Raw genomic sequence first — 16,171 nt, forward strand, 5'->3', positions numbered from 1 at the left:
AGGCGTGCGAATTGTCAGCGACGGCGAGACCACTGAAATTGACCTGAACAAAGAAGCAACGCAATGAATCTTCTCGACTATTTCGATGCTGGCGTCGCCAGCCACCCGGACGCCCCCTGCTTTTTTGACCACGGGCGCGACACCACGCCCATGACCTATGCTCAGGCGGGTGCGCTCACCTGCCAGATCGCCCGAGGGTTGGATTCCTTGGAGTTCGCGCCGGGCTTTCACGGCGCGGTGCTCAGCGGCAACTCCGGAGCCGCATTCGTGGCGTTGCTCGGGGTTGTACGCGCTGGAGGCGTTTGGCTCCCCGTCAATGCGCGCAACAGTGTGGAGAGCAACATCGAGTTCCTGCAGGACATGGACTGCGACGTCTTGTTCTACCAGGCCCGATATGCCGGCCAAGTCGCCGAGATCCGCGGCAAGGTCCCCCGCATTCGCCATTACATCGCCTTAGACGAGACTGATGAGCAGGACCTGTCGGTTGCCCAGCTGATCCAGGGCCAGTCGTCCGAGATGTTTGCAGCGCCGCTGCAACCACAGGGACTGGCCATGATCATGGGTACCGGTGGCACCACGGGGCGTTCAAAGGGGGTCATGCTCAGCCACCGCAACCTGACGGCGACCATGGCCAACCACATGTCGGCGATGTTTATCACCGACCACATGACCGTGCTGGCAGCGGCGCCCATCACCCATACCGCAGGACTGGTGTCGCTGCCTTTTATGGCGCGAGGCGGCCGCGTCATCCTGATGGATGGGATTGATCCGCAGAACCTGCTCAAGGTGATTGAGCAGGAGCGGGTCAACATGATGTTCCTTCCTCCTACGGTCATCTATACGTTGCTGGCCCAGCCCAACGTTCGCGATTTCGACTTTTCTGCGCTGCGCTACTTCATGTACGGCGCCGCACCCATGTCACCAGACAAGCTGGCCGAGGCCATTGAGGTTTTCGGCCCCGTCATGCTGCAGATCTATGGCCAGGCGGAAGTGCCGGGCGCCATCTCCGTGTTGCGCGTCGAGGATCATTTCATTGACGGACAGGTGGCCCCCCGCCAGCGCCTGCTGAGCGCAGGGCGCCGCTTTCCCTTCACGCGAGTGGCCATCATGGACGACGACGGTCAGGTGCTCGCCAAGCCGGGGGCTGTGGGCGAAATCGTCGCGCAAGGCGACATCGTAACTACGGGGTACTACAAAAACCCCGAGGGCACCGCCGAAGTGCAGCGTCATGGCTGGCATTGCACCGGTGACGTGGGCTATTTCGACGAGCAGGGCTTCCTGTTCATCGTTGACCGCAAGAAAGACATGATCGTCACCGGCGGCTTCAACGTCTTCTCGTCCGAGGTTGAAGCTGCCGTTATGGCACACCCTGCAGTGAAGGACTGCGCCGTCATCGGGGTGCCCGATGACAAATGGGGTGAGGCCGTCAGAGCCGTCATCGAGCTGCGCCCAGACCAATCTGTGGATCCGCAGGCGCTCATCCAGTTCGTCAAGGACCGCCTGGGAAGCGTGAAGGCGCCCAAGGAGGTCGATGTCGTCGCGCAACTTCCGCGCAGCGCAGTGGGCAAGGTCCTGAAGAAGGAAGTACGCAAGAAGTACTGGAGCGCGCAGGAGCGGATGGTTTCCTGAACGAAGGACGCTTCGAATCAACGCACGTTTGGCAATTCAACCTGGAGCTATCGCAATGCAAGAAACCGTTCTCGTCGCCGGTGTCGGCATGACCCCTTTCAAGAAACCTGGTGACAACATGCCATACCCGGAAATGGCCGCGCTGGCGATCCGCCAGGCGCTGCAGGACGCCGGCTTGGTGTACTCCGATATTCAGGATGTCTATGCAGGCTATGTCTATGGTGACTCGGCCAGCGGCCAGCGCGCTGTTTATGAAGTTGGCATGACCGGCGTACCGGTGATCAACGTCAACAACAATTGCTCATCCGGTTCCACCGCCCTGTACCTCGCGCGCAAGGCCGTCGCCAGCGGCTCGGCCGACTGCGCCCTGGCTGTGGGCTTCGAGCAGATGCCCTCAGGTGCCCTGAAGGCGCACTGGGACGACCGGCCCGACCCGCTCGATCGCTTCAACGGTGTCATGGATGAGGTCTTCGGCCATCCTGAGCTCCCGATGGCCATCCGCTATTTCGCTGGAGCTGGCCGCGAGCACATGCAGAAGTACGGAACATCACTGGAGACTTTTGCCCGAATCCGCGCTAAGGCGAGCCGCCACGCCGCACGCAATCCTCTGGCGCTGTTCCGCAAGGAAGTCACCGCCGAAGAAGTGCTGGCCAGTGCGCCGTTGGTCGATGGGGTAATGCACCGTCTGATGGCCTGCCCCCCGACCTGCGGTGCTGCTGCGGCTGTCTTCGTGAGCAAGCGCTTCGCGCAAAAGATGGGCTTGACTCCAGGTGTGCAGGTGTTGGCACAGTCGTTAGTGACGGACCGTTCCGGCGCGTTTACCGACAAGTCCGCCATTTCAATTGCCGGCTTCGGTATGACGCAGGAAGCCGCTCGCCAGGTGTACGAAGCTGCAGGCGTGGGGCCACAGGACATCAATGTGTGTGAACTGCACGACTGCTTTGCCCAAAACGAGCTGCTCAGCTACGAGGGCCTGGGCTTCTGCGGCATCGGCGAAGGTGAGGCCTTCGTGCAATCCAACAACAACACCTACGGCGGCGCCGTGGTCGTCAATCCCTCCGGTGGATTGCTTTCGAAGGGTCACCCCTTAGGCGCTACCGGCCTAGCGCAGTGCTTTGAGCTGGTCCACCAGGTGCGTGGCAGTGCTGAGGATCGGCAGGTTGAGGGGGCGCGGTTCGCCTTGCAGCACAACGCCGGTTTGGGTGGCGCCACAGTGGTAACCCTCTACGGCCCAGCCAATTGAGGAACCGGATATGACGAAAAGACTGGAAGGCAAGGTCGTCTTGGTGACGGGGTGCGGATCGTCAGGACCCGGCTGGGGCAATGGCAAGGCGATGGCGGTGCTGTTCGCTCGTGAGGGCGCGAAAATTTATGGCTGCGACATCAATCTGGAAGCGGCCCGGGAGACTGAATCCATCGTTCAAAGCGAGGGCGGAACCATCAGTGTCGCCCATTGCGATGTGACCGATCCTGTTGCGGTAGAGACATTGATCCAGGACTGCATTGCTACCTATGGCGACATCGACGTGCTGGTGAACAACGTTGGCATTGGCCGCCTGGGTGGAGTCGTCGAGCAGAGCCTGGAAGACTGGCGCCTGGTGTTCGACGTGAACCTGACGTCCATGTTTCTGACGTGCAAACACGTCATTCCCTCAATGCTCAGGAAGGGCAAGGGAAGCATCGTCAATATCGGCTCGGTGGCTGGCCTGCGGGACAGCGGCGTGGCGTACGTTTCCTACAGCGCATCAAAGGCGGCTGTGCTTGGCTTCTCGCGCAGTGTTGCTTTGCAGTATGCCAAGCACGGTATCCGCTCTAACGTGCTGATGCCAGGTTTGATGAACACACCGATGGTTCGACAACCGTCTCTGGACCTGCAAAAAGGCTACCAAGAAGCGTCCGTGGACGACACGATGGAAAAACGCAATAAGCAGTGCCCCATGGGGCACATGGGAGAGGCATGGGACGTGGCTTACACGGCCCTATGGCTGGCGAGTGACGAATCCAAATACGTCACTTCCGCCGAAATCTTGGTCGATGGCGGAATTTCCGCACGCATCGGCTGATTAGAAGCATCTGAAATTAACCAAAGGAGACAGAGCATGGGTAATTTTTCGAAATGGGTCATAAAGAGCGTGGTGGTTGCTGCGGCAGCCACGATCGGACTGACCGCCACAGCGTATGCACAAGCCACGCCGGAGAAGTTCAAGGTCGGCGCCGTGCTGTCGCTGTCGGGCCCATACGGCTTGCTGGGCGAAGACATGCGCCGTGGGGTGCAGATCGCCGTGGAGGAGCGCGGTGGCAAGGTGCTGGGCGTGCCCATCGAAATCACCTGGGAAGACGATGAGACTAAACCACAGCCGGCAGTGCAGAAGGCTACCAAGCTGATCTCTGATGGCTCGCACATGATCTTTGGCGCACTGAGCTCCGCATCGACGCTGGCGATCATGAACGTGACCAAGCAACGCAAGATCCCTCACCTCGTCACCATTTCGGCGGACGACAAGATTACCGTGCCCGGTGGGTCGCGCTACACCTTCCGTACGTCCAACAACCTGGATATGGAAAACCGCATGGCGCTGGTGTACATGCAGGAGAAAAAGCTCAAGCGCATCTATGCAGTGACCGCTGACTACCAGGCCACCCGCGACGGCTACACCTGGATCAAGTCCCAGCTTGACGCCAATGGCATTCAGGCCGTGGGGGAGGACTTCCCCCCATTTGGCAACCGCGATTACTCGTCCATCATCGACAAGATTGCCAAGTCGAATGCCGACGGCGTGTTGTTGATGATGACGGGCTCCGACGTGGTCACCTTCCTCAAGCAAGCCGGCCAAGTCAATCTCGGCAAGACAAAGGTGCTGTTCGGCCCCGTAGCAGCTGACGACACGATGGTCGCAGCCGTTGGGCCCGCTGCGGTCGGTGTCAACTCTGGCCAGCGTTACCACTACACCGTTGAAAACGCTGCGAACCAGAAGTTCGTGGAGGCCTATCGTAAGAAGTTCGGCATGTTCCCCAGCATGACGGCAGGCGAGGCTTACGACGGCATGGCATGGTGGCTCGACACAGTGGAAAAAACCGGCTCCTGGGACAAGGAGAAGTGGGTTGATGCGTTCGCTACCAGCGTTCGTGAAAACTCCGTTGAGGGCAAGAAGACCATGCGTGCCTGCGACCACCAAGCAGCACAACCCGGCTTCTGGAGTGAAGTGGTTAACGGCACCCCACCTGCACCGGCTCTGACCATGAAGGTCACCAAGGTCTTCTCCGAGGACAAGCTTTTCGCTCCCTGCAAGAACTAAGGACCGTACGGCACGGAGGTCCGCAAGGCACCTCCGTGTCAGCAACGGTGGTTCGTACCCGGTAATTCGATATGTCAACTATTGTGATTGGCTTGAGCTTAGGCATGCTGCTGTTTCTTTTGGCAGCGGGCCTCACGCTCATCTTTGGCATGTTGGGCGTGATTAACTTCGCCCACGGCGCCATTTACATGCTAGGTGCCTACGTCTCTTTTGAGACAGGTAGGCGAACAGGCTCCTTTCTCATGGGCGCACTGGTAGCCACCCTCGTAACCGCGGTTGTGGGGGCAGTGGTGGAAAAGTTGACCCTGCGCCCACTGTATGACCGACCGCATTTCTATCAGTTGATTCTGACGTTTGGCCTGATCCTGGTTTTGGGCGATGCCGTGCGCTTCTTCTGGGGCCCGGGCTACCAGGAGGTGCCAATTCCCCAACTTTGGAGCGGCACTGTCGACATGCTGGGTAGCACGATCCCCATCTACCGACTTTTCGTCATCGGGTTCGGCGCGTTCATTTCCATCGGGCTCTACCTTCTGCTCGAGAAAAGCACATTCGGCATGCTCGTGCGTGCTGCCAGCAGCGATGCGGAAATGGTGCGCATCTTAGGACTGCCGGTGGGTACTGTGCGCATGGCGGTATTTGCCATTGGCTGCGGACTGTCCGGCCTTGCTGGTGCGATTGCGGCGCCTTTGTTCCCGATTGAGCTGGGAATGGCCACGAACACCATCATTGACTGCTTCATCGTCGTGATCCTGGGTGGGCTTGGAAACATCCGTGGGGCGATTGCTGCCTCCATGCTGATCGGCATGGTCCGCGCTCTGGGTTACGTGTACATGCCCGGCTGGGTGGACATCATGACATTCGTGCTGCTGATAGGCACCCTTTTGACACGCCCACAAGGCCTGTTCCACCGTGCGACGAGGACGGCATGAAGTTCACCAAGTTTGATATCTACTTTGGCTTGCTGTTGGCGGCAGCGAGCATCATCGTGCCGCTTCTCAACCCCGGGGAGGCAACCATCCAGTTGCTGACGTTGGCTGCCATCTGGGCGATATTCGCCGTCGGATTCGACTTCGTATTCGGCTCCTTGGGAATGGTGTCTTTCGGCCATGCCACCTTCCTTGGGGTTGGCGGCTACGCCGTGGCCCTGGCGACGCAAAAGTACGGTCTTCCTTTCTACGGCGGAGCTGTCATGGCGATTGCTGTCGGTGCCGCATTCGCACTGTTGTTCAGCTTTTTCGCTCTGCGGGTGTCGGGCATCTTCTTCGCGTTGGTGACTTTGGCACTGTCCCAGTTGATTTTCATTCTGGCGGACAGCAAGCTTCGCGGCTTCACGGGTGGCTCGGATGGCATCTCTGGCGTCGAACGCCCCAGCTTCATGGGCATCGACTTTTACGATCCCGTCGCCTACTACTGGTTTGTCCTTGGCGTGTATGCCCTGGTGATGCTGGTGGTGATCTCGCTGCGCAGTTCGCCTTTTGGGCGCGTTATCGCGGCCATTCGGGACAACGAAACCCGCGCTGACCAACTGGGCTTCAACATCAACCGCTACAAACAGATCACCTTTGTGATTTCTGGCGCCTTGAGCGGCTTGGCCGGCGCTCTTCTGGCATCGTTGCTGATGTACATGAACCCGCAGATGCTGCATTGGACGACGTCTGGCGACGTCATCATCATGACGCTGCTGGGAGGCTCTGGAACGCTTTGGGGTGCCACGGTCGGTGTGATCGTGTTCGAGTTCCTCAAGGAATGGCTGAGCAGTTGGACCGAATATTGGTACGGCGTCTTGGGCGTGGTGTTCATCCTCGTCACCATCTTCTTCCCACGCGGCATCGTCGGTGAATTGGAGAAAGCCTTTGCGACCTACCAGAAAAATCGCCGAGGAGGTGTCCAATGAGCCAGGTAGCACTCAAATGCGACGGCGTGACCGTGAGCTACGGAGCGCTGAGGGCCGTCAATAATGTGAGCCATGACTTTCATGAAGGACGCATTTACGGCCTGATTGGCCCCAATGGTGCGGGCAAAACAACTTTGCTGAACGTTCTGGCGGGACGCCAGATGCGCCACGACGGCAAAGTCTTTTGCCAGGGCCAGGAGATTAGTCAGTGCCCAGCTTACGTGCGTGCCCGCATGGGCATAGGCCGGAGCTTCCAGATCATCAAGATCTTCGGCGAGATGACGGTGGAAGAGAACCTGTTTATCGCTGCACAGTCTCGGCGCCCAGGTTTTCAGCCTTTCTGGATCAGCAGCAGCTTTGACAGAAAGTTCCGCGAGCAGCTGGACGCCATCCTCGAACTGACCGGACTCACCGCGCACCGTGACGAAATTGCTGGCACGTTGCCCTACGGCTTGCAGCGCTCGCTAGAACTTGGCGTCACGCTGCTGCCCGACCCCAAGATTTTGCTGTTGGACGAGCCGTTGGCCGGCATCGGCCACCACGAAATCCAGGCTGCGCTGGAACTCATCCACAAAGTCGCGCAGGGGCGCACGGTGCTCCTGATTGAACACAACATGGATGCGGTGATGTCTCTATCCCACGAAATCGTGGTGATGAACAACGGCTCTGTCATTGCTTGCGGTTCGCCGGAATCGATCCGCAAGGACGAGTCGGTACGTTCAATTTACCTTGGAGAGGACGCCCAGTGATCGAACTCGACAAAGCAAGCGTCAAGTATGGGCAGGCTCTGGCGTTGGAGGAGATTTCCGTGCGCATTGATGCCCACGAAATCGTCGCCATTGTCGGCCGCAACGGTGCTGGCAAGACCACCCTGCTCAAGGCGCTGATGGGCTTGATGCCATTGGTGGGCGGTCGGCGCCTGCTCGGTGAGCAAGACATCTCGGCCCTTGACGTGGAAGCCATCGCCAAGCTCGGTGTCGCTCTGGTTCCTGACACGCGCCGTATCTTCCCCAATCTCACGGTGTTGGAGAACCTGAAGATTGGGACCTTGGCCCATCAACCGGGGCATTGGACCATTGACCGCGTGCTGGCGATCTTCCCGCGCTTGGCAGAGCGACTGAACTTTGGCGGAGACCATCTCTCTGGCGGGGAGCAGCAAATGCTCTCCATCGGACGGGCGCTGCTGAGCAACCCGCGCATGCTTTTGCTGGACGAACCGACGGAGGGTCTGGCGCCCGTGATCGTGGACCACCTGGTCCGCGTCTTCAGCGAGGTGCACAGCCAAGGCACCGGCATTGTGCTGGTGGAGCAAAACCTCAAAGTACCCATGAAGTTGGCGCATCGGCAATACGTTCTGGACCATGGCCAGGTCGTGTGGTCTGGCACGGCCCAGGAGCTTGATGCGCAGCGCGCCCACGTTGAAGGACTCATTACCACGGGAGCGGCTACATGACTGCCCCTATCCAACGCCCATCCGATACGAACACCACGATGAATCGAACCACTGCACGCATAGCCCCGTTGAGCGCGGACGATCCACGGTCCAAGGACCCCGTGATCGAGGAGCTGGTGGACTTCATTGGCTACCGCCCCAACGCCCTCTTGACCATGGCCCGCAAGCCCGGTGTGGTGTCGCAGTTGCTCAAGTTGTTTGCGCTGACGGTGCGGGGTGAGGGCCTACTGCCGCAATCGCTGCGCTTCCTGGTGGCAGCAGAGACCGCGCGCCGTGCGCACTGCCGTTACACAACGACGCACCTGGTCCACGCTGCCCATCATGTGGGCGTCTCGTGGGACAAGCTCGCTGCGCTGCCGACCTACCGCGATGACACCCGGTTTACCGAACAGGAGAGAAGAGCTTTGGCCATTGCCACCGCCGGAGGCAGCTTGCCGGTTCGCAAACCGGCCCAAGCCATTGAACAGGCCAAGCAGATCTTTTCCGACGAGGAAATCGTGGAGATCGTCTCCTGCGTCGCAATGGTCGGTTGGTTCAACCGCTGGAACGGCCTGATGGCTTCGGAGCTTGAGGCTGAGCCAGCGGAAGCGATGGCCCATGTGCCTTGGCTGTCGGAACTGGAAATCTGAGCTTGGCGCTCTCATGCGCCATTGGTGCGAAGGAAAAAGACAATGTATAGCCGTATTGACGAGCCCCACGCATGCACGTTGACCGATGCATTGCGCGAGTGGGCATGCAACTATCCTGACCAGCCCTGGCTTGAGGACAGTCAAGGCTTCAAGCTCACGGCCGGCCAAGCCTACGCGGACAGCCAACGATTCGCGGGCTATTTGCACCAGCTTGGGGTTCAGCCCGAGGAGCGCGTGGGGGTCTTCATGACGAACGGTTGCGCAACCGCCACCACCGTGTTTGGCATTGGCCTGCTGCGCGGAACTGCGGTGATGCTCAACACGGAACTGCGCGCCACGTTCCTGCGCCACCAGTTGAACGATTGCCAACTGGCCACCATGGTGGTGGACGCATCGCTGGTCGAGCACATCGTCAGCCTGGCTGACGAGCTGCCACACCTGAGAACACTGATCGTTTTGGGCGAACGCCCTAGCGCGATGCCTAGCCAGTGGCGCTGTCTGGACTGGGCCGACCACCGGTCCAGCACACGGTGGGAAGGCCTTGCGCCAACGCCTCAAGACATCTTCTGCATCATGTACACGTCAGGCACCACCGGGCCCAGCAAGGGCGTGCTCATGCCGCACTGCCACTGCGCACTTTTCGGCTTAGGTGCAATGCGCAGCGTGGAGATCACGCCGCAGGACAAGTACTACATCTGCCTGCCGTTGTTCCACGCCAATGGGCTCTTCATGCAATTGGGCGCGACGGTGCTGGCCCGCATTCCCGCGTATTTGAAGCAGCGTTTCAGTGCCAGCACCTGGTTGGCGGACATCACTAAAACTGGCGCCACCCTGACCAACCACCTGGGCACCACCGCGATGTTCGTCATCAACCAGGCGCCCACGGTGCAAGACCGCAGCCACCGCCTGCGAGCCTGCATGAGTGCTCCCAACCCTGTGCAGCACGAAGTGGTTTTTCGGGAGCGCTTTGGCGTCAAGGATGTCTTGTCGGGTTTCGGCATGACCGAGATTGGCATTCCGATCTGGGGCCGCCTGGGCCATGCCGCACCCAACGCGGCAGGCTGGGTCCACGAGGATTGTTTCGAGGTCTGCATCGCCGACCCCGACACGGACGTGCCGGTGCCCACGGGTCAGACGGGCGAAATCCTGGTGCGCCCCAAGGTGCCGTTCGGCTTCATGGCGGGCTACCTCAACGTGCCCCAAAAAAGTGTCGAGGCCTGGCGAAACCTCTGGTTCCACACCGGTGATGCGGGGATACGCGACGAACAGGGTCTGATCACGTTTGTCGACCGCATCAAGGACTGCATCCGCCGCCGGGGAGAAAACATCTCGGCCACCGAAGTCGAGGCCGTGGTGGGCCAACTGCCTGGCATCCACGAGGTGGCTGCCTACGCCGTGCCCGCGCAAGGCCCGGGTGGTGAAGACGAGGTCATGCTGGCGTTGGTGCCCAGCGCAAGTGCGACCCTGGACATGGCGCAGATCGTGCGCCAGGCCAGTGCCCAGTTGCCGCGCTTCGCCAAGCCGCGCTACCTGCGCCAGATGAACGAGCTGCCCAAGACCGCGACCGGCAAGATCCAGCGGGCAGTCCTGCGCCAGCAAGGCAGCGCAGGCGCCTACGATTCCGAGTCGACGACGACCGACTGACGGGGAGAGCAGACGATGTCCAACAAGTTGCGCGGCAAGGTCGCAGTCGTCACGGGCTCGGGGCGCGGAATCGGCCGGGCAATGGCCATCAAGCTCGCCAGCGAAGGCGCCAGAGTCGTCGTCAATGACCTCGACGATGGGCCCGCTCAAGCCGTGCGCGAGGAAATCCGCGCGCTGGGTGGCGAGGCGCTCGCTTGCACCGGCAGCGTCACCGACCCGGAGTTTGCCGATCGCATCATCAGCGCCGCCACCGACGCGTTTGGCGGACTCGACATCCTCATCAACAACGCTGGCTACACTTGGGACAATGTCATCCAGAAGATGAGCGACGAGCAATGGCATGCGATGATCGACGTGCACCTCACCGCACCGTTTCGCCTACTGCGGGCAGCCCAGCCGGTGATACGCACGTTGTCCCAGGCCGATGCAGCAGCGGGCCGCCGCGTGGTGCGCAAGGTGGTCAATATCTCCTCGGTTTCCGGCGTTTTTGGCAATGCCGGCCAGGCCAACTATTCCAGCGCCAAGGCCGGCATCATGGGTCTGACCATGACATTGGCCAAGGAATGGGGGCGCCTGAACACCACGGTCAACTGCGTCGCCTATGGCCTCATCCGGACCCGCATGACCGAGGCCACCGCCGACGCGGACGCCACCATTGAAGTCGAGGGACGCGAAATCAAGGTGGGCGTCAACCACGACTTGATGGCGATGATGGAGCGCAGCATCCCCATGGGCCGTGCCGGTACGCCGGAGGAGGCGGCCGGTGCAGCCTATCTGTTTTGCATTCCCGAGTCCGATTACGTCAGTGGCCAAACCGTGCTGTGCACGGGCGGTCTTACAGGCATTTGATCTTTCAACCGGCAGCCATTGCTCCCATGTCAAAGCCCGAAGGCGCAGCTCTGCGCTACCCGTTTGAAGCCCCTACTCCAGGCCAGGCGATGCAGATCGCCCCGGGAGTGCGCTGGATCCGGCTGTCCATGCCTTTTCGCCTTGACCACATCAACGTGTGGGCCATCGATACGGACGAAGGCTGGGTGCTGGTAGACACCGGACTGAACGACCCCAACACGGTGGCCGCATGGCTTGCCCTGATGGACCAAGGCGCGCTGGCACGCCCGCTGGAAGGCGTGTATGCCACCCACATGCATCCAGACCATATCGGCCTGGCGGGCTGGTTCACACGCCGCGCCGGCGTGCCGTTGTCCATGAGCCGCCTCGAATACCTCACCTGCCGTGTCATGCATGCCGACACCAGCCGCGAGGCACCGCCCGATGGCGTCTTGTTCTGCCGGCGCGCGGGCTGGTCGCCGGCAGCCATTGAGAACTACCGCAGCCGCTTCGGGAGTTTCGGCAAGCAGATCCACGCACTGCCCGACAGCTTCCGGCGGCTGCAGGATGGCGAGGTACTCCAGTGGGGTCACCACGCCTGGCAGGTGATCGCCACCGGTGGCCATTCGCCTGAGCATGTCTGCCTTTACTGCCCCGATTTGAAGCTGCTGATCTCTGGCGACCAGGTGCTGCCACGCATCTCGTCCAATGTGTCCGTATTCGCCAATGAGCCCCTGGCCAATCCGCTCAAGGAATGGTTTTCGTCGCTCGACAAGCTGCAGCGCCAGATTCCCGACGACGTACTGGTACTTCCGTCGCACAACGAGCCGTTTTACGGGCTGCACGAGCGCCTGCTTTCGCTGCGAGCGGGTACGACCGAGGCCTTGGAGCGGCTGTGCCAGCAACTGCGCGGCGGGCCCCAGCGGATCGTGGACGTATTCCCGGCGCTGTTCCGCCGCCCTATAGGCGAGCAGGATGGCCCGCAACTGGGCCTCGCCACGGGCGAGGCGGTGGCGTGCATGAACTATCTCATCGCTGAACGCGCGGTGCAGTGCACCGTGGATGCCGACGGCGTCGCCTGGTACGCACAAGCGTCGTGACCCTTGGCTCGCCCGGCCCCGGCGACGGTAGGGACAGTGGCACGGCCATCCATTTTTTGGTTTAGGAGCAACCCATGGAATCGATCTATATCGCAGGCGTCGGTATGACGCCGTTTGGCCGTCATCGCCAATGGAGCGTTAAAGACCTCACGCGCCAGGCCGTCACCGCCGCGCTGCAGGACGCAGGCTGCGACGCCTCGCTCCTGCAAGCCGCCTATTTCTCCAATGCCACGCAGGGCCACATGGACGGCCAGCACATGGTACGCGGGCAATTGGCTTTGCGCGCTATGGGCGTACAGGGCATTCCGGTGGTTAACGTGGAAAACGCCTGCGCCAGCGCCAGCACGGCGCTGCACATGGCCGTGCAACATGTGCGCAGTGGCGCCGCCGATATCGTGCTCGCAGTGGGCGCCGAGAAGATGTGCATTGACGACAAGGCCCGCATGTTCGCCGCCTTCGACGGTGCCTGGGACGTGCATGACACCGAAGCCGGTAAAGAGCGCCTGCTGGCCATGGGCCACGGCATCGCACCGCCTCCGGGAAGCCAGTCGCCCCGCCCCTACAGCCTGTTCATGGACGTCTACGCCGCAATGGGCTGCATGCACATGCGTGAATTCGGCACCACGCAGCAGCAGTTCGCGGCGGTGGCCGCCAAGAACCATGGGCACTCCGCGCACAACCCGCTGGCGCAATACCGTGAAGCCATTAGCGTAGAGCAGGTGCTGGCCGCCCCGCCGATCAGCTACCCGCTCACGCTGCCCATGTGTTCACCAGTGAGTGACGGCGCGGCAGCGGCCATCGTTTGCAATGAATCGGGCCTCAAGTGCCTGCAAGGCGATGCCCGCCGTGCCGTGCGCGTGCTGGCCTGCGTGCTGCAGACCGGCAGCGAGCGCGCGTCGAACGACCTCGAAAACCACCTGGTGCGCAAGGCCGCCCACCGGCTCTACGAACAATCCGGCGTGTCGCCCCAAGACGTGGGGGTGGCCGAGGTGCACGACGCCACGGCCATTGGCGAAGTCTTGCAGTCCGAACTGCTGGGCCTAGTTCCCATGGGACACGGCGGCCCGGCGGCCGAACGCGGCGAGACGCGCCTGGGTGGACGCATCCCCATCAACCCCTCAGGAGGGCTCGAAAGCAAAGGCCACCCGATTGGTGCTACCGGGCTGGGCCAGGTGTTTGAGCTGGTGACGCAACTGCGCGGCGAGGCCGGGCCGCGCCAGGCACCGGGCGTGCGCATCGCGCTGGCAGAAAACGGCGGCGGGCTGGCGGGCGTCGAGGAAGCCGTGGCCTGCCTCACGCTGCTGGGCCGCTGAAAAGGAGGTGAAAGGTATGAGCCATTACCCCGACAACATCTTCCCCGGCATGGTCGCCAACCGAGCCGCAGAGTTTCCAGACTTCAAAGTGCTCACCATCGAAGGCGCCGGGGTGCGCCCCGACGAGGTGCGCACTTACCGCCAGCTTTGGGACAACGGACAGCGCATGGCGCAGGCCATGCTCGACCTGGGCATTGCCCCGGGCGAACGCGTGGCCCTGCTCATGGCCAACCACGCCGAGTTCGTCGAGGCCATGGTGGCCGCTGGCATCGTGGGCGCAGCCGTGGTGCCCATCGATCCACGCACCAAAGGCGACAAGCTGCACTTCATGCTGTCCAACAGCCAGTGCAGCGCAGCCATCGCCGCAGACTACGTCCTGCCCCGCCTGCAACCGCTGCGCGAACGACTGCCCGGCCTGCGCTGGGCGATGGCCTTTGCCACCGACGAGGGCGACCGGCCCCTGTCCGACTGGCAGGGCGTTGAGAACTTGGCGGCACGGGCTCCGGCCGATGTGCCCGACCTGCCCCTCCTGACCATCGACCCCGACAGCGCACTGGAGCTGATCTTTACCTCCGGCACCACAGGCGACCCCAAGGGCATCGTGATGACGCACCGGCGGTATTGCCAAACCGTGCGGCTCGGCCCAAGCCTTTTCGGGTACAGCACGGACGACGTGCTGTACTCGGGCCTGTCGCTCACGCACGCCAACGCGCAACTCGTCACGCTCGGGTCGGCACTGGCCTGTCGCCTGCGCTGTGTCCTTTCGCGGCGCTTTACCAAATCGCGCCTGTGGGACATCACGCGCCAGTACGGCGCGACCACGTTCACCTTGCTCGGCGGCATGACCACAGCGGTTTATACCGAACCCCGCAAACCCAACGATGCCGACAACCCGGTGCGCTTCGTTGTCTCCTCCGGCATGCCGGCTGCCATCTGGGGTGAGTTTTCCCAGCGCTTTGGTGTGCAGATCGTGGAGTTCTATGGCGCGGCCGAAGGCGGGATGACCTTCAATCACTTTGGCCAGGGGCCTTTGGGCAGTATTGGCAAACCTCCGCCCTCGCTGCAATATCGCATCGTGGATGAGGCCGGCAACGATGTCCCGCCCGGCCAGCAGGGCGAACTGCTCATGCGCCATGCCAACGGTGCGCCTTTCGTTGTTGAATATTTCGGCAACCCCCAGGCGTCGCAAAGCAAGTGCGCCGGAGGCTGGCTGCGCATGGGCGATGTGGTGCATGCGGACCAAGATGGCTGGCTGTATTTCGACTATCGCCAGGGCAGCGGCATCCGTCGCAACGGCGAATTTATTGCCACCGCATACATCGAGAAGGCGATCGCTGAATCGGGCATGGTCGATGACGTGTACGTCTACGGCATAGCCAGCGCGCAGCTCGCACCAGGAGAAAAGGAAGTCGTCGCCGCCGTTGTCCCCAAGGATGCGGCGACTTTCAACGCGCAGCAACTCTTCGACGTGTGCCGGGAGCACCTGGAGGCCGGCATGTTGCCGGGTTTCATCCAAGTGTTGGCCCAAATTCCCAAGACGGCATCCGAAAAGCCGCAGGACCGCTTCCTGATGGAGGCGTTCGAGCGCGAGCCGCAGAGCGTGCACCGGCGTATGGTGCGGGTTTAAGACTCGGGAGCTCCACCGCTGCAAGGTGGCGGAGATCCTTTCCGTATTGGGTCAACAGTGCAATCCTCGGCTTTGTATGGGTGGATTGCTCAGGCGGAAACCCGCGCCGCCGTAACCGTTGTCTGTTCGGGGTTGATCTTGTCGCCGCAAGGAACTATAAAAAGGACATGTCTACAACCCGCCAAGTTCTCGATGATCCAGTTCTATTGGGGCTGATTCTGACCGCCATAGCTATCAACCTTGCAGTGCTTGGTCTTAAATTGGAGCGACGGCGTGCACATCAGGTGACAGACTGATAGCGGTTAGGTGCAGAGGGTGCTGCTGGGTAATCCTTGACAAGCCCAGGTGCGATTCACCGCACAAATCGATACACTGCTCTACTATGGAAGTAGCACTGGTTATGCCTTCAACGCCTGTATTGATCTACGGGCTCTTTGTCTTGCTCTTCATTCTCATTGCAATCCCCGCGGGGCGAATGATTGATAAGGCCAACAAAGAAACCGACGATTCAATCAGGTTGTTGCTAAAGCGCCGTGACGAGCTACGTCAAATAACTTCAGATAGCGATTATTAATAGGCCGCGCTCAGGTGGTGGCAGCCTGCGCGCAACCCGGTGCCAGTCTTACTTTGAGCGCGTGCGCCAGGGCCCCATGGCGGGCGTGCGCGTTGTTCGCAAGCAGATCTTCGAGTAAGCGACTGGTAGTTTCCCGGTGAATGCGGTTGGGGGTTGGAGGGGGTCTATGGGCATCAGATGACAG

15 protein-coding genes are annotated in these 16,171 nt (G+C 61.2%); all 15 read left to right on the plus strand.

All coding sequences use genetic code 11. The features are described 5' to 3' along the window. Positions 1–63: 63 nt before the first annotated feature. Positions 64–1,629, plus strand: a complete 1,566-nt coding sequence (locus tag AC1RDS_RS10505) for an AMP-binding protein (RefSeq protein WP_492226965.1) — start codon at positions 64–66, stop codon at positions 1,627–1,629. Positions 1,630–1,684: 55 nt separating this feature from the next. Then, positions 1,685–2,872, plus strand: a complete 1,188-nt coding sequence (locus AC1RDS_RS10510; RefSeq protein WP_492226966.1) for a lipid-transfer protein — start codon at positions 1,685–1,687, stop codon at positions 2,870–2,872. A gap of 10 nt (positions 2,873–2,882) precedes the next feature. Then, positions 2,883–3,692 carry an SDR family NAD(P)-dependent oxidoreductase gene (locus AC1RDS_RS10515; RefSeq protein WP_492226967.1) on the plus strand — a complete coding sequence of 270 codons (810 nt, stop codon included), beginning with the start codon at positions 2,883–2,885 and terminating at the stop codon, positions 3,690–3,692. A 36-nt stretch (positions 3,693–3,728) separates the two neighbouring features. After that, positions 3,729–4,925 (plus strand): ABC transporter substrate-binding protein, encoded by a 1,197-nt coding sequence (locus AC1RDS_RS10520; RefSeq protein WP_492226968.1) that lies wholly within the window; start codon positions 3,729–3,731, stop codon positions 4,923–4,925. Positions 4,926–4,996: 71 nt separating this feature from the next. Next, entirely contained in the window at positions 4,997–5,854 is an 858-nt protein-coding gene (locus AC1RDS_RS10525; RefSeq protein ID WP_492226969.1) for a branched-chain amino acid ABC transporter permease, read from the plus strand. Beyond that, positions 5,851–6,819 (plus strand): branched-chain amino acid ABC transporter permease, encoded by a 969-nt coding sequence (locus AC1RDS_RS10530; protein ID WP_492226970.1) that lies wholly within the window; start codon positions 5,851–5,853, stop codon positions 6,817–6,819. Before AC1RDS_RS10525 ends, AC1RDS_RS10530 begins: the two co-directional genes overlap by 4 nt. Beyond that, positions 6,816–7,568, plus strand: a complete 753-nt coding sequence (locus AC1RDS_RS10535) for an ABC transporter ATP-binding protein (RefSeq protein WP_348707494.1) — start codon at positions 6,816–6,818, stop codon at positions 7,566–7,568. The genes AC1RDS_RS10530 and AC1RDS_RS10535 overlap by 4 nt, the downstream gene beginning before the upstream one ends. After that, positions 7,565–8,272 carry an ABC transporter ATP-binding protein gene (locus AC1RDS_RS10540; RefSeq protein WP_348707492.1) on the plus strand — a complete coding sequence of 236 codons (708 nt, stop codon included), beginning with the start codon at positions 7,565–7,567 and terminating at the stop codon, positions 8,270–8,272. The genes AC1RDS_RS10535 and AC1RDS_RS10540 overlap by 4 nt, the downstream gene beginning before the upstream one ends. A gap of 38 nt (positions 8,273–8,310) precedes the next feature. After that, complete coding sequence (locus AC1RDS_RS10545) at positions 8,311–8,901, plus strand: carboxymuconolactone decarboxylase family protein (RefSeq protein WP_492226971.1); 591 nt, start codon at positions 8,311–8,313, stop codon at positions 8,899–8,901. A 42-nt stretch (positions 8,902–8,943) separates the two neighbouring features. Next, positions 8,944–10,545: an AMP-binding protein gene (locus AC1RDS_RS10550; protein WP_492226972.1), complete on the plus strand. Its 1,602-nt coding sequence runs from the start codon at positions 8,944–8,946 to the stop codon at positions 10,543–10,545. 15 nt (positions 10,546–10,560) lie between these two features. Next, complete coding sequence (locus AC1RDS_RS10555; protein WP_348707486.1) at positions 10,561–11,394, plus strand: SDR family NAD(P)-dependent oxidoreductase; 834 nt, start codon at positions 10,561–10,563, stop codon at positions 11,392–11,394. Positions 11,395–11,420: 26 nt separating this feature from the next. Further along, positions 11,421–12,473, plus strand: coding sequence for an MBL fold metallo-hydrolase (locus tag AC1RDS_RS10560; protein ID WP_492226973.1), 1,053 nt, complete (start codon positions 11,421–11,423; stop codon positions 12,471–12,473). 74 nt (positions 12,474–12,547) lie between these two features. Next, positions 12,548–13,786 (plus strand): thiolase family protein, encoded by a 1,239-nt coding sequence (locus AC1RDS_RS10565; RefSeq protein WP_492226974.1) that lies wholly within the window; start codon positions 12,548–12,550, stop codon positions 13,784–13,786. Positions 13,787–13,802: 16 nt separating this feature from the next. Next, positions 13,803–15,413 (plus strand): AMP-binding protein, encoded by a 1,611-nt coding sequence (locus AC1RDS_RS10570; protein WP_198847124.1) that lies wholly within the window; start codon positions 13,803–13,805, stop codon positions 15,411–15,413. 382 nt (positions 15,414–15,795) lie between these two features. Continuing rightward, positions 15,796–15,987 carry a hypothetical protein gene (locus tag AC1RDS_RS10575; RefSeq protein WP_492226975.1) on the plus strand — a complete coding sequence of 64 codons (192 nt, stop codon included), beginning with the start codon at positions 15,796–15,798 and terminating at the stop codon, positions 15,985–15,987. Positions 15,988–16,171: the final 184 nt, after the last annotated feature.

The sequence above is a fragment of the Acidovorax sp. GW823-FHT02H02 genome, assembly GCF_058797075.1.

Bases quoted from the DNA above. Each gene is read 5' to 3' on its own strand.
- AC1RDS_RS10510 (WP_492226966.1), top strand. From the start codon at position 1,685: ATGCAAGAAACCGTTCTCGTCGCCGGTGTCGGCATGACCCCTTTCAAG.
- AC1RDS_RS10575 (WP_492226975.1), top strand. From the start codon at position 15,796: ATGGAAGTAGCACTGGTTATGCCTTCAACGCCTGTATTGATCTACGGG.
- AC1RDS_RS10550 (WP_492226972.1), top strand. From the start codon at position 8,944: ATGTATAGCCGTATTGACGAGCCCCACGCATGCACGTTGACCGATGCA.
- AC1RDS_RS10565 (WP_492226974.1), top strand. From the start codon at position 12,548: ATGGAATCGATCTATATCGCAGGCGTCGGTATGACGCCGTTTGGCCGT.
- AC1RDS_RS10560 (WP_492226973.1), top strand. From the start codon at position 11,421: ATGTCAAAGCCCGAAGGCGCAGCTCTGCGCTACCCGTTTGAAGCCCCT.
- AC1RDS_RS10525 (WP_492226969.1), top strand. From the start codon at position 4,997: ATGTCAACTATTGTGATTGGCTTGAGCTTAGGCATGCTGCTGTTTCTT.
- AC1RDS_RS10530 (WP_492226970.1), top strand. From the start codon at position 5,851: ATGAAGTTCACCAAGTTTGATATCTACTTTGGCTTGCTGTTGGCGGCA.
- AC1RDS_RS10520 (WP_492226968.1), top strand. From the start codon at position 3,729: ATGGGTAATTTTTCGAAATGGGTCATAAAGAGCGTGGTGGTTGCTGCG.
- AC1RDS_RS10545 (WP_492226971.1), top strand. From the start codon at position 8,311: ATGAATCGAACCACTGCACGCATAGCCCCGTTGAGCGCGGACGATCCA.
- AC1RDS_RS10515 (WP_492226967.1), top strand. From the start codon at position 2,883: ATGACGAAAAGACTGGAAGGCAAGGTCGTCTTGGTGACGGGGTGCGGA.
- AC1RDS_RS10570 (WP_198847124.1), top strand. From the start codon at position 13,803: ATGAGCCATTACCCCGACAACATCTTCCCCGGCATGGTCGCCAACCGA.
- AC1RDS_RS10555 (WP_348707486.1), top strand. From the start codon at position 10,561: ATGTCCAACAAGTTGCGCGGCAAGGTCGCAGTCGTCACGGGCTCGGGG.
- AC1RDS_RS10535 (WP_348707494.1), top strand. From the start codon at position 6,816: ATGAGCCAGGTAGCACTCAAATGCGACGGCGTGACCGTGAGCTACGGA.
- AC1RDS_RS10505 (WP_492226965.1), top strand. From the start codon at position 64: ATGAATCTTCTCGACTATTTCGATGCTGGCGTCGCCAGCCACCCGGAC.